Below are 17,604 nucleotides of genomic sequence, written 5' to 3' on the forward strand. Positions count from 1 at the left end.
CGGCGGAGTATTCCGGCCCCGCGCCGTCCGCGAACGTACGGCGCGCAGTACGGCGCGACACGGGCACCCGCCGGGGGACGCGATACCCCCGGACGGGTGACCGCGGGACCGGGAACCGGCTCCGGTGGCGTCGCGCGGGGAGCCGAGGGGGAAGGCATGACGCCGACCGCACGAGAGGACCCGCGATGTGCCCCAGCACGGCCGACCACGGCGACCACCGGCCGGACCGGCCGCCCACGGGCCGGGGCGCGCGGTGACGCGGACGGTGCCCGGGCGCACCGACCACGTCGTGGTCGTCGGGGCCGGACTCGCCGGGCTGTCCGCAGCCCTGCACCTGCTGGGCGCGGGACGCCGGGTGACCGTCGTGGAACGCGAACCGCTGCCCGGCGGCCGGGCCGGGCGGCGTGAACTCGGCGGCTACCACCTCGACACCGGCCCGACCGTGCTGACCATGCCGGACCTGGCCGACGAGGCCTTCGCGGCCGTCGGCGAGCGGCTGCGCGACCGCGTCGAACTCCTGCCCCTGCACCCCGCCTACCGCGCCTGCTTCGCCGACGGCACCGCCCTGGACGTGCACACGGACGCCGACGCGATGGAGGCGGAGGTCGAACGGTTCGCCGGGGCCCGGGAGGCGGCCGGGTACCGGCGGCTGCGCGACTGGCTCGGCCGGCTGTACGCCGTGCAGCTGCGCCGGTTCATCGACGCCAACTTCGACTCGCCGCTCGGCCTGCTCACCCCCGACCTGGCCAGGCTCGCCGCCCTCGGCGGCTTCGGCCGCCTGGACGCCCGCGTCGGCCGGTTCCTGACGGACGAACGGCTCCAGCGGGTCTTCTCCTTCCAGGCCCTGTACGCCGGTGTCGCGCCGTCCCGCGCGCTGGCCGCCTACGCCGTCATCGCCTACATGGACACCGTCGCCGGCGTCTACTTCCCGCGCGGCGGCATGCACGCCCTGCCCCGCGCCATGGCCGACGCGGCCGTCGCCGCCGGGGCCGACCTGCGCCTCGGCCGGGACGTCACCCGCCTGGAACGGTCCGGCACCCGCGTCACCGCGGTCGTCACGGACCACGAGCGCGTCCCCTGCGACGCCCTCGTCCTCACCCCCGACCTGCCCGTCGCCCACCGGCTCCTCGGCCGCCGCCCACGCCGCCCCCTCGCCCTGCGGCACGCACCCTCCGCCGTCGTCCTGCACGCCGGCACCACCCGTACCTGGCCGCACCTCGCCCACCACACGCTGTCCTTCGGCGCCGAGTGGCGACGGACCTTCGACGAACTCACCAGGACAGGCACCCTCATGACCGACCCGTCCCTGCTGATCACCCGGCCCACCGCCCACGACCCCGCCCTCGCGCCCGAGGGCCGCCACCTCCACTACGTTCTCGCCCCCTGCCCCAACACCGACATCGGCCCCGGCGCCCGCGCCTGGAGCGACCTCGCGCCCCGCTACCGCGACCGTCTGCTCGCCACCCTGGAACGCCGGGGGCTGACCGGGATCGCCGCCGCGGTCGAGGAGGAGTGCCTGGTGACACCCGCCGACTGGACCGCACAGGGGCACGCCGCGGGCACCCCGTTCTCGGTGGCCCACACCTTCGCGCAGACCGGGCCGTTCCGCCCCCGCAACCTGGTGCGCGGCACCGACAACGCCGTCCTCGCGGGCTGCGGGACCACCCCGGGCGTCGGCGTACCGACGGTACTTCTCTCCGGGAAGCTGGCCGCCGCCCGCATCACCGGACCGCGGACTGGCCCCGCGGCGGCCCGGGGCGGGCACCGATGACGCGGCGCGAACTCGACGCCGCCGGCATCACCGACCCGGAGTTGCGCGCCGCCTACACCCGGTGCCGGCTCCTCAACGCCCGCCACGGACGCACCTACTTCCTGGCCACCCGCCTGCTGCCGGCCGACCGCAGACCGGCCGTGCACGCGCTGTACGGCTTCGCGCGGTGGGCGGACGACATCGTCGACGACACCGGGGCCGGCACCACGCCGGACGAGCGCGCCGCCGCCCTCACCCGCCTCGACGGACTGCTGCGGCGGGCGCTCACCGGCCGCCGGCCGACCGCCGAACCCGTGGTGCTCGCCCTGGCCGACACCGCCGACCGGTACGCCATCGAACCGGCGCACTTCACCGACTTCATGGCCTCGATGCGCGCCGACCTCACCGTCACCGACTACGCCACCTACGCCGACCTGCGCGCCTACATGCACGGCTCGGCCGCCGTCATCGGCCTCCAGATGCTGCCCGTCCTCGGCACCGTGACCGCCCGCGCCCTGGCCGCCCCGCACGCCGCCGCGCTGGGCGTCGCCTTCCAGCTGACCAACTTCCTGCGGGACGTCGGCGAGGACCTGGACCGGGGCAGGATCTACCTCCCCGCCGACCTGCTGGCCGCGCACGGCGTCCACCGCGACCTGCTGCTCTGGAGCAGGCACACCGGCCGACACGACGGGCGCATCACCGCCGCGCTGCGGGCCGCCGAGGACCTCACCCGGGGCGTCTACCGCGAGGCCGAGCCCGGCCTCGCCATGCTCGACCCCGTCGCACGGCCCTGCATCCGCACCGCGTACCTGCTCTACCGGAACATCCTCGACGCCGTCGCGGAGGGCGGGTACGCGGTGCTGCACCGGCGCGCGGTGGTCTCCCGCCGTCGCCGCGCGGCCGTCGCGGCCGACGGACTGGCACGGGTCCTGTCCGCCCGGCTCCGCGCCCGTCGCGCCCCCACGTACGCGCCGTTGCCCCGCGGCGGCGCCCTCGACGCGAAGGAGCCCGGATGAGCACGGACCCCCGCCCGCGCCGGGGACGCCTCCCCCTGCGGCTGCGGCGCCACGCGGTCCCCTGGCAGCACCAGCGGCCGACCTGGCGCGAGGCACGCCCCGCCGTCATCGCGGGCGCCCTCCAACGCGCCCTGGCACGCCCCTCCGGCAACTGGTACGTCCTAGGCGCGAGCACCGAGGTACGCCCCACGCGCCCGCTGTCCGGCACCGTCGCCGGCGAGGAGGTCGTCGTCTGGCGGGACGCGCGGGGGCGCCTGGTGGGCGGGCCCGGCGCCTGCCCTCACCTCGGCGCCCCGCTGGCCGACAGCCCCGTGCGGTGCGGCACGCTCGTGTGCCACTGGCACGGACTCGCCCTGGACGGCGCCCCGTTCGCGGGCTGGGAGCCGCTGCCGGTGCACGACGACGGCGTACTGGTGTGGGTACGGCTGGACACCGTGGGGGAGGAGCCCCCGACCCCGGCGCCCTTCGTGCCCGCCCGGCCGCCCCGGGCGACGGCCCTGACGTCCGTGTGGCGCGGGGCGGGGACCTGCGAACCCGAGGACGTAGTCGCCAACCGGCTCGACCCCTGGCACGGAGCATGGTTCCACCCGTACTCCTTCGTGGACCTCACCGTCGTCCAGGCGCCCGGTGGGACGCCGCGCGACGGCGGGGCCGGTGCGGGGGACGGTGACGGCCACGTGGCCGACGACCGCTTCGTCGTGGACGTGTCCTTCCGGATGGCCGGTCGCCTGGTCGTCCCCGTACGCGCCGAGTTCACCGCGCCCGGACCCCGCACCGTCGTCATGCGCATCACCGACGGCGAGGGCACGGGGTCCGTCGTGGAGAGCCACGCCACGCCGCTCGGACCGGACGGCAGCGGCCGGCCGCGCACCGCGGTCGTCGAGGCGGTGCTCGCCACCTCGGACCGGCCCGGCTTCCCCCTGGCCCGCCGCCTGGCACCGGCCCTGCGCCCGCTGATGCGGGCCGCCGCGGGCCGCCTGTGGCGCGACGACCTCGCCTACGCCGAACGCCGCGGACACCTGCGCGCCCGCGGCCGGTTCCCCGGCTGAACGGAGCGGCACCGCGATGCAGACCTTCCTCCCCCACCCCGGTTTCCGGGACTCGGCACTGGCGCTGGACCGGCGCCGCCTCGGCAAACAGCGCGTGGAGGCGCTCCAGGTGCTGCGCGGGCTCACCGTCCCCGGATACGGCTGGCGCCACCACCCGGCGGTGCGGATGTGGACGGGATACGAGGAGGCACTCGTCCGCTACGGCCTCGACGTCTGCCGGGTCTGGCGCGAGCACGGGCACCAGGACAGCTGCGCGGCCTCACTCGTCGCCGGGCTCGCCGAGGTGCGTCCGGGCGAGCCGGTGCGCGACCAGCGGGAACTGGCGGCCGCCGGGGAACTGCCGCCCTGGCTGGGCGACGAGGCCTTCCACCGCAGCCACCGCTCGGCCCTGGTGCGCAAGGACCCCGCGGTGTACGCCGAGCTGTTCCCCGGGGTCCCGGACGACCTGCCCTATGTGTGGCCCGGTTCGGACCGGGAGCGCGGGGAGGCGGGGAGCGCCGGCGCCTAGGACGGTCAGGTCTGCTGCTCGCCCGCGAGTTCCTTCATGTCGACCGTCTCGCCGGCCGGGGGCTGTTCGGGGTTCACCGTCTCGCCGTACTCGCTGAACGTGACGCTGCCGGGGTTCTTGCCGCCCTCGGTGGTGGTCTTCAGGATGTACGGCTCGCCCTCGGTGGCGACGTAGAGGGTGAGCTTCTCGCCGCCGGAGGCGTCCTTGGTCAGCTCCAGGGCCTCCTCGCCGTTCACCTCCGTCGTGGAGCCGCGCTTCATGCCCCGGCGCTCCGACTCGTCCTCGTCCATGGCGGCGATGAAGCCCTGCTTGTCGCAGACCCCGGCGGTCGTGGCGTCGTTCGCCGGCATCTTCACCCACTTGTCCCGGAGCTTCGGCGCCATCTTCTGAGCCGCGTCGGGCTGCTGCTTCAGGGCGGTCTGCCAGTACTGCTCGTCACCGCGCAGGTAGAGGGTCGCCTCGGTGTGCCGTACGTCCGCCCGGGCCCCGCCGGCGCCGATGGTGCCCTGGCAGTTCTTCTCCTGGTCGACCGAGACGTCGATGGCGACGGTGCTGCCGTCCTCCAGCCGGGTGTCGCCCTTCACGTGCATGGACTTCGCCTGCCGGGTGGCCTCGACGGCCTTCGCGGCGATGTCGTCGGCGCTCTGCCCCTCGAACGGCTTGCCCTCGTCACCCGAATCGCCGCCGCAGCCGGTCAGTAACGCGACGGAGACGCTCGCGGCCGCCACAGCGGTCGCCACTTTGCTGGTGCGCACTGGCAGTCCTTTCCCTTGTCCGGTCATTGCCGTCAAATCCGTTGATTCACCGATGTGTTGACACCGGGACCCTCCGACTACCCCCGATCCCCGAGACATGCACACGAGGGAGAACCCGTGAGGAGTGTGTGAGCGGTCCCGGCGCCGATTGGTCCCCGACGGCGCACGCGAAGTGGACCCCGTGGCGGACCGCCGCGCTCTCTAGCGTCGTCGCCATGAACGCCACCACCACGCGCGGGGCCCTGCTCGCCGCATTCGCCTGTGTCCTCGTCGGAGGATCCTTCACCGCCAACAGCCTGCTGGGCGACTATCCGTACGCGGGCGGCCAGTTCCTGCGCTACGGACTGGCCTTCCTGCTGCTCGTCCCGCTGGCCGGGCCCGGCGCGACGGCCCGGCTGCGGGCGCTCGGCGCCGGCCGGTGGCTGCGACTCGCGCTGCTCGCGGCCGTGGGCATGGTCGGCTTCAACCTGGCCGTCCTCGCCGCGGAACGCACGGCGGAGCCCGCGGTACCCGGCGTCCTCGTGGGCTGCGCGCCCGTGGTGGTCGCCGTCCTCGTCCCCCTCCTGGCGGGGCGCCGTCCGCGACGGGCCGTCCTGTACGGGGCGTTGTCCGTGGCCGTGGGGGCCTTCACGGTCCAGGGCTGGGGACGCACCGACGGCGCGGGCCTCGCCTTCTCGGTGTGCGCGCTGGCCGGGGAGGTCGGCTTCGCGGTCCTGGCCGTGCCCGTACTGCGGCCGCTGGGCCCGCGACTGCTGTCCACCGTGGTGTGCGGCATGGCGGCAGCCGAGTCGGCGGTGGCGGGTGTCCTGGCCGACGGGGCCGGGTGGCTGCGCCGGCCGGACGCGGTGGAGGCGGGGGCGCTGCTGTGGCAGGCGGTGGTGGTCACCGTCGTCGGGTTCGTGTGCTGGTACATGGGCATGCAGCGGATCGGGGCCGAGCGCGCCACCCTGTTCTCCGGGCTGATCCCGGTCGCCGCCGCCTGCACGGCACCGCTCGTCGGCACCGGCTCCTTCGGCGCCGCCCAGGCCGTGGGCAGCACCCTGGTCTTCGCCGGGGTCGCCGCGGGATCGGGCGCCGTCCCGTTCGCGCGCGGACGGCGGTCCGCGGCCGGCAGTCAGAGGGCGCCCGAGCGGTCCTTGGAGAAGCTGTAGAGGTCCTTCGAGGTGGTGATGAGTTCGCGCTGTTCCCGCCGGGAGCCGACCATGGGCTGCGAGCCGCGCAGCGGCACCTGGGCGCTCTCGGGCAGGAACCGCACGGCCACCAGGCCGATGGCGCCCGCGACCATCAGGTAGTAGGCGGGCATCAGGTCGTCGCCGCTGATGCTCACCAGCGCCTCCGCGACCAGCGGTGTGGTGCCGCCGAAGGCCGCGACGGCGAAGTTGAAGCCGATGGCCATGGCGGCGTAGCGCACCGCGGTCGGGAACAGTGCCGGCAGGGTCGCGGCGCTGGGCGCGGCGAAGCAGGCCAGCAGGGTGGACAGCAGCAGGACCCCGGCGACCGGCGCCCAGACCCCGTCCGCCTTCAGCAGCAGGAAGGCCGGGACGGCGAGGACGATCATCGCCGCCGCCCCGGTGGCGTAGAGCGGACGGCGGCCGACGTGGTCGCTGAGCCGGCCGAGGAAGGTGATCAGCAGCACGATCCACACCATGCCGATCAGCACCAGCACGTCCGCGAAACCGCTGGAGCGGTTCAGGGTCTCCGTCTGGTACGTCGGCAGATAGCCGGTCACCATGTAGTTGGTGACGTTGTAGAGCAGCACCAGGCCCATGCAGATCAGCAGCGGGCGCCAGTGCTCGCGCACGATGGTCTTGAACTCGCTGCCCGCCGACTCCTGGGCCAGCCCCTTCTCGTGCTCGTCCAACTGCTGCTGGAAGGCGGGCGACTCCTCCAGCTTGAGCCGCATGTACAGGCCGATGACGCCGAGCGGACCGGCGATCAGGAACGGCAGCCGCCAGCCCCACGCGAGCATCTGGGCGTCGGTCAGCGACAGGTTCAGGAGCGTGACCAGCGCCGAGCCCAGGGCGTAGCCGACGAAGGTGCCGAAGTCGAGCCAGCTGGAGAGGAAGCCGCGCCGCCGGTCGGGTGAGTACTCGGCGACGAAGGTGGTGGCGCCGCCGTACTCGCCGCCCGTGGAGAAGCCCTGGACCATCCGGGCGAGCAGCAGCAGGACCGGGGCGGCGATGCCGATGGTGGCGAAGCTGGGGATCAGGCCGATGGAGAAGGTGCCGAGGGCCATCATGATCATGGTGGTGGCGAGCACCTTCTGCCGGCCGACACGGTCCCCGAGCGGTCCGAAGACCAGACCGCCGAGCGGGCGTACGACGAAGGCCGCGGCGAAGGTGGCGAAGGAGGAGACGACCTGGGCGGCCGGGGAGGCGCCGGGGAAGAACACCTTCCCGATGGTGGCGGCCAGGTAGCTGTAGACGCCGAAGTCGAACCACTCCATGCAGTTCCCGAGCGCCGAGGCCCCGACCGCGCGCTTGAGCAGCGGTGCCTCGACGACCTGGACGTCCTCCTCGCGAAAGGCCCGCCTGGTGCGGCGGAGCCGGCGGGCCAGCTCCTCGCGCACCTGCCGCGGCAGATGCGCGACCGTGCTCGGCATCTTCGCCCCGCGCGGGGGGCCGGACCCGCCGTCGGGCTTCGCGTCCACCACGCCGCTGCCTCTCTGTCGCTCCGCCACGATTCGCCTGAGCGAATTCTGTGCCGCAACCGAGGAGCGGCGCATGCCGGAGGAACGGCTCAGGGCTGGGCGGGCATGCTCCAGCAGTTGGAGCCCGCGGGCTCGCCGGAGAGCCGGTCGGTGAGCCAGGACAGGGCGTTGCCCTGATCGGTGAGCAGCGGGCCGAAGTGGTTGAGCAGACCGCTGCCCACGCCCGGCAGCAGTACGGGGACGTAGGTCACCTTCCCGCCCTTGGCGCACCAGTCGGCGGCCAGTCGCCGGGCCTGGCCGTGGGGGACCAGGTCGTCGCTGACGCCCGTGGCCACCCGGACCGGGCTGCCGGGCCTGAGCGAGCCGATGCGCTGCTCGGCGAGGAAGCTCTGGAGGGCGGGTTCGGCGCGGATGACGTCGCTGATGGACTGCCCGGTCTTCGTCCAGCCGGTGCTGCTGTCGCCGCCGTATCCGAAGAGCGCGTCGCCCACGCACATGGTCGACAGGTCCTTGAGCGCCTCCTGGCCGGCCTCGTTGATGTACCGGTCGGCGATGGGCCGCAGGGCCGGTTCGGTCTGCAGGAAGCCGTTGAGCGACCAGCCCAGCGCGCCCGCGAGGTCGCTGCCGTCGATGGCCTTCGTCACCTCGGTGAGGTCGGCGGGCGGGGCACCGGCATAGGTGCCGGACAGCTGGACGTCGGGGGCGTAGGAGGGCTGGAGCTCGGCCGCGGCCGCCGTGGCACCGCCGCCCTGGCTGTACCCGAACAGACCCACGCGGGACCCGGAGGTGACGGACGCCGAGTCGAGGGAGCGCGCGGCGCGTACGGCGTCCAGTACGGCGTGGGCACCGTCGACCCGGTTGACGTAGGTGTGGAGCCGGTCGGTGGTGCCCAGGCCCACGTAGTCGGTGACGACGACGGCGACGCCGCGCAGCAGCAGCCGGTAGACCGACAGGTCCTCGTAACCGACCGAGACCGTCTGCCCGTTGAGCCGCAACGGGTGCTCCAGGGCCATCGAGGCGGCGCACTGGTCGCCCTGCCCCATGGTGCCCGGCGCCACGGCGACCAGGGGGCGGGGTCCGTCGCCGCGCCACTTCGCGGCCGGTTCGATGTAGGCGCCGGTCACGGCGACCGCCTCGCCGTTCGCGTCGGTGGACTTGTACATGAGCCGGGTCGCCCGGCCGGGGAGCGGGCCGTCGATGCCCGGCAGGCTCAGGGCCAGGGGGAGCGGCTCGCTGCGGATCAGCGCGCCGTCGGCGCCGGGGAGTTCGGACGGCGGTGTGTAGAAGGCCGGTATCTCGACGCCGCGGGACGTCGTGGTCGTCGAGGCGCCGGCCGGGCCGTCGGCCGCGGCGGCCGGGACGGCCTGGGCACCGAGGGCGAGGGCGGCGGCGATCGCCGCGGCGAGCATGCGGGGACGTGGGGGCATGGCGAACCTCCTGGGGAAGGGCCGGATCCGGTCGTCCGCGGTCCCGTGGGGTCAGGGCCGTGGTCGCGCTGCTCCTGTGGGGCTACGGGACCGTAACCGGACAGGGGTTACCAGTGGTAGCGCCTGACTCATTACGGTTCAGTAACTTGACGTCGCGTCTAACAAGAGCCGGGCCAGGCGCCCCGGCCGGCATGGCTGGAGCACCAGCGCGGCGATGTTGATACCGGTCAGCTCCGTGCAGAACGCGCTGACCCGGGAGCGGGCGGGCCGCACCAGGAACCGGTGCCGGGCCGCCCGCTCCCCGGCGTCGAGGTCGACCACGGCGAGCCCGATCTCGATGATCTCGCTCACCGCGCCGGGCGGCGGCTGCCCGTCCCAGCAGGCGGCTTCGAGGTCGACGACGTTCAGCAGGCCCGCGTGGCCCCCGTCCGCGGCGCGCCGGTCCATGACGGCACCGTGCGGGGGCACCCGGCCCACCGGCACCCGGATTCGCCCCGCACTGCCTAGCGGCGGCTCCGTACCAGCAGATACAGGAAGTACGGCGTTCCGATCACCGCCGTCATGAGCCCCGCTCCGAGCTGGGCCGGGGCGATGACCGTGCGGCCGAGCAGGTCGGCGGCGCAGACGAGCGTGGCGCCGAGGAGGACCGCGACCGGCACGACCCGCACGTGCCGCCGGCCCACCAGGGCGCGGGCCGCGTGCGGGGCGACCAGCCCGACGAACCCGATGGTGCCCGCGCAGGCCACGGCGGTCGCGCTGAGGACGACGCTCAGCACCAGGAACCCGAGACGCCCCGGAGCCAGCCGCAGGCCGAGCAGCCGCGGTGTGTCCTCGTCCAGCGAGATCAGGTCCAGCTCGGTGCGCCGGGCGACCGCCACACCGATGCCGACGACCAGCGCCAGCGCGACCGGCACGACGTCCGGCATGGTCCGCCCGTAGGTCGAACCCGACAGCCAGGTCAGCGCCTTGGTGGCGTTGAACGGGTCGGTGAGCACGATCAGCAGGCTGATCAGCGCCGCTGTCCCGGAGGCCACGCCGATGCCGACGAGCACCAGCCGGTTCTGCCGGAAACCGCCCCGGGCGGCGAGCCCGAAGACCAGGACGGCGGTGACGGCGGACCCCGCGAACGCGGCTCCCGCCACGCCCCACGTCCCGGCGGCCGGCACGGTGGTCACCAGGATCACCGCACCCAGCGCGCCACCGCCGGTCACACCGAGGACGTTCGGCTCGGCGAGCGGATTGCGGGTGACGGCCTGCACGAGCGTGCCGGCCAGGGCGAGCGCCGCGCCCGCGCCCAGCGCGGCGAGCACCCGCGGCACCCGCGTGTCCAGCACGAAGGAGACGGCCCGCCCGGCCCGGCCCTGGGCCCAGTTGACGACGTCACCGAGGAGCAGCTTGGTGTCGCCCACCAGCACCGCGGCGATCACGAGCCCCACCAGGGCCACGACCAGGACGGCGACCGTGGCCAGGAACACCGCGCGGCTCGGGATCCGCAGCCGGTCGGGCGCCCCGGCCCCGGCGGTGTCCCGCACCCGCAGCGCCATGGCGACCAGGAACACCGCGCCGACCAGGCTGGTGACCACACCCGTGGGCACGGACACCGCGCGGTCGTCCGCGACCAGGGCCCGCAGCAGCACGTCCGAACCCAGCACCAGGGCCGCGCCGGTGAGGGCCGCCGCGGGCATCGCCGTACGGGAGCGGGCGAAGCCGCGGAACCGGCGGGCGAGCGGGCGCACCAGGGCGGGCGCGCACAGGCCGACGAAGCCGATGGGCCCGGCGAGGGTGACCGCGGCGGCGGACAGCAGCGCCGCGAGCACGACGACCGTGACGCGGGTGGACCGGACCGGGACGCCGAGACCGCGCGCCGCGTCGTCGCCGAGGGCCAGCGCGTCCACCCGGCGGGCCGTCAGCATCAGCCCGGCCAGCCCGATCAGGGCGATCGGCAGCATCTGCAGGACGCCGTCAAAGCCGTTCTGGGCGATGCTGCCCTGGTTCCACGCGTAGAGGCCCTCGGTCTGCTCCGGGAAGAGCAGCAGCAGTCCCTCCGTCATGGAGTTCAGGCCCAGCATCAGCGCGGTGCCCGCCAGTACGAGGCGGACGGTGCCCGTGCCGAGGCCGGAGAGCCCGAGCACGACCGCGGCCGCCGCCAGGCCGCCCACGAAGGCGACGCCGGAGGAGGCGAGCATCGGCAGCGAGACGCCCGTGGCACCGGCCAGCCCCAGCGCGAGGTAGGAACCGGCGTTCACCGCGAGGGTGTCGGGAGAGGCCAGCACATTGCGGCTGACCGCCTGGAGCACGGCACCCGCCGTGCCCAGGACGGCGCCGACCAGGAGCCCCGCGGTCATCCGGGGCAGCCGGGAGGCGACGACGACGGACGCGTCGTCCGGATCGGCCTGCCCGGTCAGGGCCTTGAGGACCTCGGAAGGCCCGACGGCGGCGGTGCCCTGTGTGATGTCGACGACGGCGAGCACGGCGACCAGCAGGACGATTCCGGCCGTCACCGCGGCCGCGCCCGACCGGGAGGTGGGGACCGTCGTCGGACGGGCCGCGGTGGGTTCGGTTGCGGTGACGGCCATGGCTCCGCTACTTCGTCAGGGCGGCGACGACGGAGTCGATGTACGCCTCCATCGACCCGGGACCGCCGAACATCCAGATGCCGTCGTCGAGGCGGTGCACGTCACCGGCCTTCACGAACGGCAGGGACTTCCACACCGAGTTCTTGGCCAGCTCACCGCTGAACGGGGTGGCGCTCGGGTCGTCGTCGTTGCCGATGTAGGCGAACCGGGTGTCCTTCGGCAGCTTGGTCAGGCCCTCGACGTCGGTGGTGCCGAGGCCGTAGGCGGCGTCACCCTTCACGGCCCAGGCGTTCTTCAGACCGATGGCCTCGTTCACCTCACCGATCAGCGAGGTCGCGGTGTAGGGGCGGATCGAGACCTGGCTGGAGGCCACGTAGCCGTCGGCGAAGGCGAAGTTCTCGCCCGCCGCTCCCGCGTCGGCCAGGGCCTTCTTGCCCTCGGCGACCTTGGCCTCGAAGTCCGCGCGGACGGTCTTCGCCTTGTCCGAGGTGCCGGTGGCCTTGGCGATGAGGTCGACGTTCTCCAGCATCTGGTCGATCTGACCGGTGCCGTCGGCGGACGTCACCTCGATCACCGGGGCGACCTCGCGCAGCTGCTTCACGGCGGCCGGGGTGAGGTCCGTGGTGGCGACGATGAGGTCGGGGGCGAGGGAGGCGACGGTGTCCATGCTCGGCTCGCCGCGGGTGCCGATGTCCTTGGGCTCGTTCTTGAGGGGGACGGCGCTGTCCCAGGTCTTGTACCCCTTGACGTCCGCGACGCCGACCGGGTCGACCCCCAGCGAGACGAGGCTCTCGACGACGTTCCACTCGGTGGCGACGACCTTGGTGGCCGGCCCGTCGAGCTTCACCTCGGTGCCCTTGCCGTCCTTGAGCGTGATCGCCTCGGAGGCCTTCTTCTCCGTCTTGTCGGCGGCGGGTTCGGTGGTGCCGCAGGCGGCGAGGGCGAGCGCCGCGGCGGTGGTGGCGGCCGCGGTGAGCAGGAGGCGTCTCATGAGGTGGTGCCGAGCCTTTCGGGGGTTCGTATGTGGTGGCGGCCGATCGGGCGGGTGCGCAGCCGGCCGGTCAGGGGGTCGGTGTCGACGTCGATCCGGATGCCGTAGACGGCGGTCAGCCGCTCCGGCGTCAGCACCTCCTCGGGCGGGCCGTCGGCGACGATCCGGCCCGCTTCGAGGAGCGTGATCCGGTCGGCGACGGCGGCCGCCTGGTCGAGGTCGTGCAGGACGACACCGACGGCGATGCCGTGGTCGTCCGCCAGGTCGCGGACGAGGTCGAGGAGTTCGACCTGGTAGCGCAGGTCGAGGTAGGTCGTGGGTTCGTCCAGGAGCAGTACGCCGGTCTCCTGGGCGAGGCAGCTCGCGAGCCACACCCGCTGCAGCTGCCCGCCGGAGAGGTGGTCGGCACCGCGGTCGGCGAGGCCGTCGACGCCGGTGAGCGCGAGCGCCCGGTCGACGGCGGCCGGGCCGTCCGGATCGGGCCGCCCCCAGCGGCCCCGGTACGGATAGCGGCCGAACTCGACGACGTCCCGCACGGTCAGCCCGCCGGGCGTCGGCCGGCCCTGCGTCAGCAGCGCGACGTACCGCGAGAACTCACGGGAGGTCAGCGCCAGTCCGTCGGTGGTGCCGTCCAGACTGAGCGTGGCACCGCGGGCCCGCTGCAGCCGGGCGACGGTCCGCAGCAGCGTCGACTTCCCGCTGCCGTTGGGACCCACCAGGACGGTCACTTCGCCGGGCCTGAGCCTGACCGCGGCGTCGTGCACGACGTCGACACCGTCGTACGCGACGGTCACGCCCGTCGCCGACAGGTCATGGCCGCGCAGGCGCGGGGTACCGGCTGCGTCTTCACCTGATCTCACGCGGTGAAGGTTAGCCTAACCTAAGAAGTGCTGGTAGGGGCGGGGGCCGCACCGGATCCGCGGCAACCGTCCCGCTCCCGTGTTCCCGGTCGGGAGAAGGGATCAACTCGCCTTCGGCGGGCGGGGTTTCCACAGTCCCGCCCGGTTCAGGGACATCGGGCAGTGGAGGTAGATCTCGTCGATCTCCAGGACCAGCGCGAGGTCCGGACGCCGTCCGTCGCGCGTCATCGCGTCGAAGAAGGGGGCGTCGGTGAGGATCCGGGCCCGGCCGTTGACCCGGAGCACCTCCTTGCCGCCGGGGACCAGGTAGAGCAGGCCGGCGTGCGGATTGTCGAGGATGTTGTGGAAGCTGTCCCCGCGCCGGTTGCCCGGGCGGTCCGGCAGGGCGAGGGTGCCGGGGTCGACGACGTGGGTGAAGCCGGGAGCGTCGCCGCGGGGCGAGACGTCGCAGTTGCCGCCCGCGTCGGAGGTCGCCAGGAGGCAGAAGGGGGAGCGGGCCAGGATGTCCCGGTCGTCGTCCGTGAGCCGGTCGTGCACCTTGTCGATGACGACGGGCCAGGGTTCGCCCAGCAGCTCACGCAGTTGCGCGCGCGAGCCGAGTTCGACCCAGCCCTCCCCGGTGGCGGTGGCGGTGGCGGTGGCGGCGTCCGGCCGGTCTCCGGCCGTGTCCATCGTGTGCGGCAAGGCCGGCTCCCCAGTGTGCTCGCGGAACCGCCGGAAGGGATGCTTCCGGCAGTTGTTGCACACGAAACTTTATCTGATCTTAGGTACGCCTTACCTAAGGGCGGCGCGTGACGTCACGGTCGGCCTCAGAAGGCGTACCGGATCCGCAGCCACGGCGCGTGGTCGGCGACCAGCGCACGGAGCCGGGCGACCGCCCCGGCCTTGACGTCCGCCCGGTAGCGCACGTTGAGCGCGCCGTTCTCCGAACGCTTGGCCTGCTGGATCTCCGGCCGCCACAGCACCTCCTCGGCGCGCGGATGCCAGCCCAGGTTGACCTCGTGCAGCTCCCGGTTGTGCGTCAGCATGATGACCTCCGCGGCGGCCTGTCGCCTGACCCGGTCGGGCAGGACGTCGTCGAGGTGCCGCAACAGCTCCGCCCAGGCCTCCTCCCACCCCGGCCGCACCACCACGGGGGAGAGGTTGAAGTGCACCTCGTAGCCGGCGTCCAGGAAGTCGCCGGCCGCGGCGATGCGCTCGGCGACGGGCGAGGTGCGCACGTCCAGCAGCCGGGAGTCGTCCGGCGGCATCAGGGAGAAGCGGATCCGGGTGCGGCCGCGCGGGTCCAGGGCGAGCAGGTCGGGATTGACGAACTTCGTCGCGAACGACGCCTTGGCCGTCGGCCACTGCCGGAAGGCGTGCACCAGGTCCGCGGTGTTGTCGCAGATCAGGGCGTCCACCGAGCAGTCGCCGTTCTCACCGACGTCGTAGACCCAGGCGTCGGCGTCGCACTGGTTCGGCTCGCGCTTGGGCCCCTGCCGGGCGATGTGCCGGCCGAGGTGGGCGATGATCCGGTCGACGTTGGTGAAGACGGTGACGGGGTTGGCGTACCCCTTGGGGCGCGGCACGTAGCAGTAGGCGCAGGCCATGGCGCAGCCGTTGGAGGCGCCCGGTGCGATCCAGTCCGCGGAGCGGCCGTTGGGACGGGTGGCCAGCGTCTTCCGCTCGCCCAGGACGAGCGTCTCACCCTTGACCCGCACCCAGCGCTCGACGTTGCCCTCGTTGCCGTGCAGCCCGGGGATGCCCCAGTGGGAGTCCACCTCGACCACGCGGGCGTCGGGGAACCGGGCGATGATCTGCCGGCCGCGCGGGGAGGCGGCCGCGGCCGGCTCGGCGTGGATCTCCCGCACCGGCAGCAGCCGGCGGGCGGCGGCGGAGTCCCGGAAGAGCGGACCGGCGGCGGGCGCCGGACGGGGCGTGAGGGCGTCCAGGCCGAACAGGGTGCCGGAGCCGTCGTCCGGCGCGGTGGACGGGTCGTGCACAGGGGGCTCCGGGGCGGGGTGCGGGAGGGACCGCGCGGTGTCGCCGCGGTCCGGTCCCTCCACTGTACGGAGCCTCCGGCACCCTCCGCCGTGTCACGCGGCCCGTCGGGGGCATACGCGAGACACGGCACCGCTCCGGTGCCGCCGATCCGAAGGGATGTACACCGTGCTCGCCATCATCGCGGCGGTTCTGTTCCTCATCGCCTGGCTGATCAACGCGGCGGAGGTCTCGACCAACGACGTCTTCACCTCCACCAACGTCATGCTCATCGGCCTCGCCCTGCTGGCCCTGCACGTCGCCGGCATCGGCAGCGGCTGGGCGGCGCGGGGGCGCCGCCGCTGAGCCACCGCCCCGCGCCCCCGTCCCCGTCAGGGGATGCGCGCCACGCCCGCGTAGATACCGCTCTCCTCGGGCGCGGGCGGCTCCAGGCCCTCGCCGTACCACTCGGTGGCCGTGACCAGGCCGGGCGGCACCATCTCCAGGCCGTCGAAGAAGCGGGCGACCTCCGCCCGGGTGCGGAAGCCGAGACGGATGCCGCCCTTGGCGTACTGGGCGATCACCTGCTCCGCCAGCTCGGGGAAGAGGTCGATCGCGGCGTGCGAGAGGACCAGGTGGCTGCCCGGGGGGAGGGTCTCGACCAGACCCCGGACGATGCCGTGGGCGTCCTGGTCGTCGGGGACGAAGTGCATCAGGGCGATCAGCGACAGCGCGATCGGCCGGTCGAAGTCCAGGATCCCGCGGGCGTGCCGCACGATCTCCCCGGGCTCCCGGACGTCGGCCTGGATGTAGTCCGTGGCCCCTTCGGGGCTGCTGACCAGCAGGGCCTCCGCGTGCCGCAGCACGATCGGGTCGTTGTCGGCGTAGACGACCCGGGCCGCCGGCACCGTCCGCTGGACGATCTGGTGAAGGTTGGGCTCGGTCGGGATGCCCGTGCCGATGTCCAGGAACTGGTCGATGCCCTGGGCGGCGAGGTGCGCCACCGCGCGGTTCATGAACGCGCGGTTCTGCCGCGCCGCGTCCCGCGCCTCGGGCGGCAGGGTCTCGCCCACCGCCTCGTCGACCGGGTAGTTGTCCTTGCCGCCCAGCAGCCAGTCGTAGACCCGCGCGGGGTGGGCCCGGCCGGTGTCGATGTGGGGAGGCTGGGTGTGGTCCGTGGTCATGGCAGGCTCCGTGCTCCGGGAGGTGACGCTCCGCCGCAGTTCTGGATCATCGTACTGCGGTGGAGCCGCGTCATGTGCCGGACGGGCCGCGGAAGTTGCGGGTCACCTGGTCACCCGTCCCGACCGGGGCGGCCCAGGGTGCGGGGCGGACGGTGGGCCCACGCGCGGTCGGCGTCGGTGATCTCGCGCAACACCCGGGCCGGAGTCCCGGCGACGACCGTCATCGGCGGCACGTGGGCCGTCACCACACTGCCCGCGCCGACCACCGAGCCCCGGCCGACGGTCACCCCCGGCATGAGCAGCGCGTCGGCCCCGATCCACACGTCGTCCTCGATGCGCACCGGCGCCGAGAACTGCGACCCGTCCCCGCGCAGCTCCGGGTGGACGGGGTGCCCGGTGGTGCTGACGGTCACGTGCGGGGCGGACATCACCCGGTCCCCGACGAAGACCTCGACGTCGTCGACGAGGGTGAGGCCGGAGTTGGCGTACACGTCGTCGCCCAGGCGCACCCGGTTGCCGTAGGCCACGTGCAGCGGGGGCTCGATCCGCACCCCCGTGCCCAGCGAGGCGAGCATCTCCTTCAGGACCGCCCGGCGGCCCTCCTCGTCCCGCGCGCCGGTCCGGTTGTAGGCGTCGGCCAGTTCCTTGCCGCGCAGCCGCTCCTCCGCCAGGCCCTCCAGGCCCGGTCCGCCGTCCGAGTACAGCTCCCGGGCCGCCATCCTGCGGCGGACCTCGCGCTCACGCGGATCGGTGGTCATGCGGTCTCCTCGTGTCCGTACGGGGCGGGCCGCCGGTGCCGTCCGCACGGTTTTTCCCCGCTCTTGCGGCGCCCGCCGCAAGGGGGGGGGGGTCAGACCGCAGACACGCTCCCCCCTAGCC

General features: G+C 74.0%; 16 protein-coding genes and 1 pseudogene. 6 read left to right on the forward strand and 11 right to left on the reverse strand.

Going from position 1 to position 17,604, the window contains the following annotated elements:
* Positions 1-253 precede the first annotated feature (253 nt).
* Genes crtI through ACZ56V_RS09135 form a run of 4 tightly spaced genes read left to right on the forward strand, consistent with a single transcriptional unit; the run spans position 254 to position 4,323 of the window.
* Positions 254-1,771, forward strand: a complete 1,518-nt coding sequence (gene crtI, locus ACZ56V_RS09120) for a phytoene desaturase family protein (protein ID WP_468941598.1) — start codon at positions 254-256, stop codon at positions 1,769-1,771.
* Positions 1,768-2,766, forward strand: coding sequence for a phytoene/squalene synthase family protein (locus ACZ56V_RS09125; protein ID WP_467379063.1), 999 nt, complete (start codon positions 1,768-1,770; stop codon positions 2,764-2,766). The genes crtI and ACZ56V_RS09125 overlap by 4 nt, the downstream gene beginning before the upstream one ends.
* A complete protein-coding gene (locus ACZ56V_RS09130) occupies positions 2,763-3,815 on the forward strand; it encodes a DUF5914 domain-containing protein (protein ID WP_467379064.1) in 1,053 nt (350 codons plus the stop codon). The genes ACZ56V_RS09125 and ACZ56V_RS09130 overlap by 4 nt, the downstream gene beginning before the upstream one ends.
* Positions 3,816-3,831: 16 nt before the next feature.
* Entirely contained in the window at positions 3,832-4,323 is a 492-nt protein-coding gene (locus ACZ56V_RS09135) for an MSMEG_6728 family protein (protein WP_398910044.1), read from the forward strand.
* Between the two features lie 5 nt (positions 4,324-4,328).
* Here the strand turns inward: ACZ56V_RS09135 and ACZ56V_RS09140 are convergent, their stop codons facing one another.
* Positions 4,329-5,078: a hypothetical protein gene (locus tag ACZ56V_RS09140; RefSeq protein WP_398910042.1), complete on the reverse strand. Its 750-nt coding sequence runs from the start codon at positions 5,076-5,078 to the stop codon at positions 4,329-4,331.
* Positions 5,079-5,293: 215 nt separating this feature from the next.
* On the opposite strand from ACZ56V_RS09140, the gene ACZ56V_RS09145 reads away from it, so the two are divergent.
* On the forward strand, positions 5,294-6,229 hold the full coding sequence (locus tag ACZ56V_RS09145; RefSeq protein ID WP_398910040.1) for a DMT family transporter: 936 nt from the start codon (positions 5,294-5,296) through the stop codon (positions 6,227-6,229).
* On the opposite strand, the gene ACZ56V_RS09150 is transcribed toward ACZ56V_RS09145, so the two are convergent.
* The 8 genes and pseudogenes from ACZ56V_RS09150 to ACZ56V_RS09185 form a co-directional block, all read right to left on the reverse strand.
* A complete protein-coding gene (locus ACZ56V_RS09150) occupies positions 6,193-7,680 on the reverse strand; it encodes an MFS transporter (RefSeq protein WP_398910362.1) in 1,488 nt (495 codons plus the stop codon). The genes ACZ56V_RS09145 and ACZ56V_RS09150 overlap by 37 nt on opposite strands.
* Before the next feature lie 137 nt (positions 7,681-7,817).
* A complete protein-coding gene (locus ACZ56V_RS09155; protein ID WP_467379068.1) occupies positions 7,818-9,155 on the reverse strand; it encodes a lipase family protein in 1,338 nt (445 codons plus the stop codon).
* 210 nt (positions 9,156-9,365) lie between these two features.
* Positions 9,366-9,602 (reverse strand): annotated as a pseudogene (locus ACZ56V_RS09160) (exonuclease domain-containing protein); the annotation flags it as partial.
* 56 nt (positions 9,603-9,658) lie between these two features.
* Positions 9,659-11,731, reverse strand: a complete 2,073-nt coding sequence (gene cdtC / locus ACZ56V_RS09165; protein ID WP_467379069.1) for a siderophore ABC transporter permease CdtC — start codon at positions 11,729-11,731, stop codon at positions 9,659-9,661.
* A gap of 7 nt (positions 11,732-11,738) precedes the next feature.
* Positions 11,739-12,722, reverse strand: coding sequence for an iron-siderophore ABC transporter substrate-binding protein (locus ACZ56V_RS09170; RefSeq protein ID WP_468940587.1), 984 nt, complete (start codon positions 12,720-12,722; stop codon positions 11,739-11,741).
* Positions 12,719-13,582, reverse strand: coding sequence for a siderophore ABC transporter ATP-binding protein CdtA (gene cdtA / locus ACZ56V_RS09175; protein WP_467379071.1), 864 nt, complete (start codon positions 13,580-13,582; stop codon positions 12,719-12,721). The genes ACZ56V_RS09170 and cdtA overlap by 4 nt, the downstream gene beginning before the upstream one ends.
* A gap of 102 nt (positions 13,583-13,684) precedes the next feature.
* Positions 13,685-14,266: an MSMEG_1061 family FMN-dependent PPOX-type flavoprotein gene (locus ACZ56V_RS09180; protein WP_468940590.1), complete on the reverse strand. Its 582-nt coding sequence runs from the start codon at positions 14,264-14,266 to the stop codon at positions 13,685-13,687.
* Between the two features lie 125 nt (positions 14,267-14,391).
* Entirely contained in the window at positions 14,392-15,564 is a 1,173-nt protein-coding gene (locus ACZ56V_RS09185) for a spore photoproduct lyase family protein (protein WP_468941601.1), read from the reverse strand.
* Positions 15,565-15,721: 157 nt separating this feature from the next.
* On the opposite strand from ACZ56V_RS09185, the gene ACZ56V_RS09190 reads away from it, so the two are divergent.
* Positions 15,722-15,907, forward strand: coding sequence for a hypothetical protein (locus tag ACZ56V_RS09190; RefSeq protein ID WP_059298917.1), 186 nt, complete (start codon positions 15,722-15,724; stop codon positions 15,905-15,907).
* Positions 15,908-15,933: 26 nt separating this feature from the next.
* Here ACZ56V_RS09190 and ACZ56V_RS09195 read toward each other — a convergent pair whose 3' ends face one another.
* Positions 15,934-16,725 (reverse strand): SAM-dependent methyltransferase, encoded by a 792-nt coding sequence (locus ACZ56V_RS09195; RefSeq protein ID WP_104632769.1) that lies wholly within the window; start codon positions 16,723-16,725, stop codon positions 15,934-15,936.
* 110 nt (positions 16,726-16,835) lie between these two features.
* A complete protein-coding gene (locus tag ACZ56V_RS09200; RefSeq protein WP_468940594.1) occupies positions 16,836-17,483 on the reverse strand; it encodes a sugar O-acetyltransferase in 648 nt (215 codons plus the stop codon).
* Positions 17,484-17,604: the final 121 nt, after the last annotated feature.

The organism is Streptomyces sp. NPDC034099, from assembly GCF_055575415.1.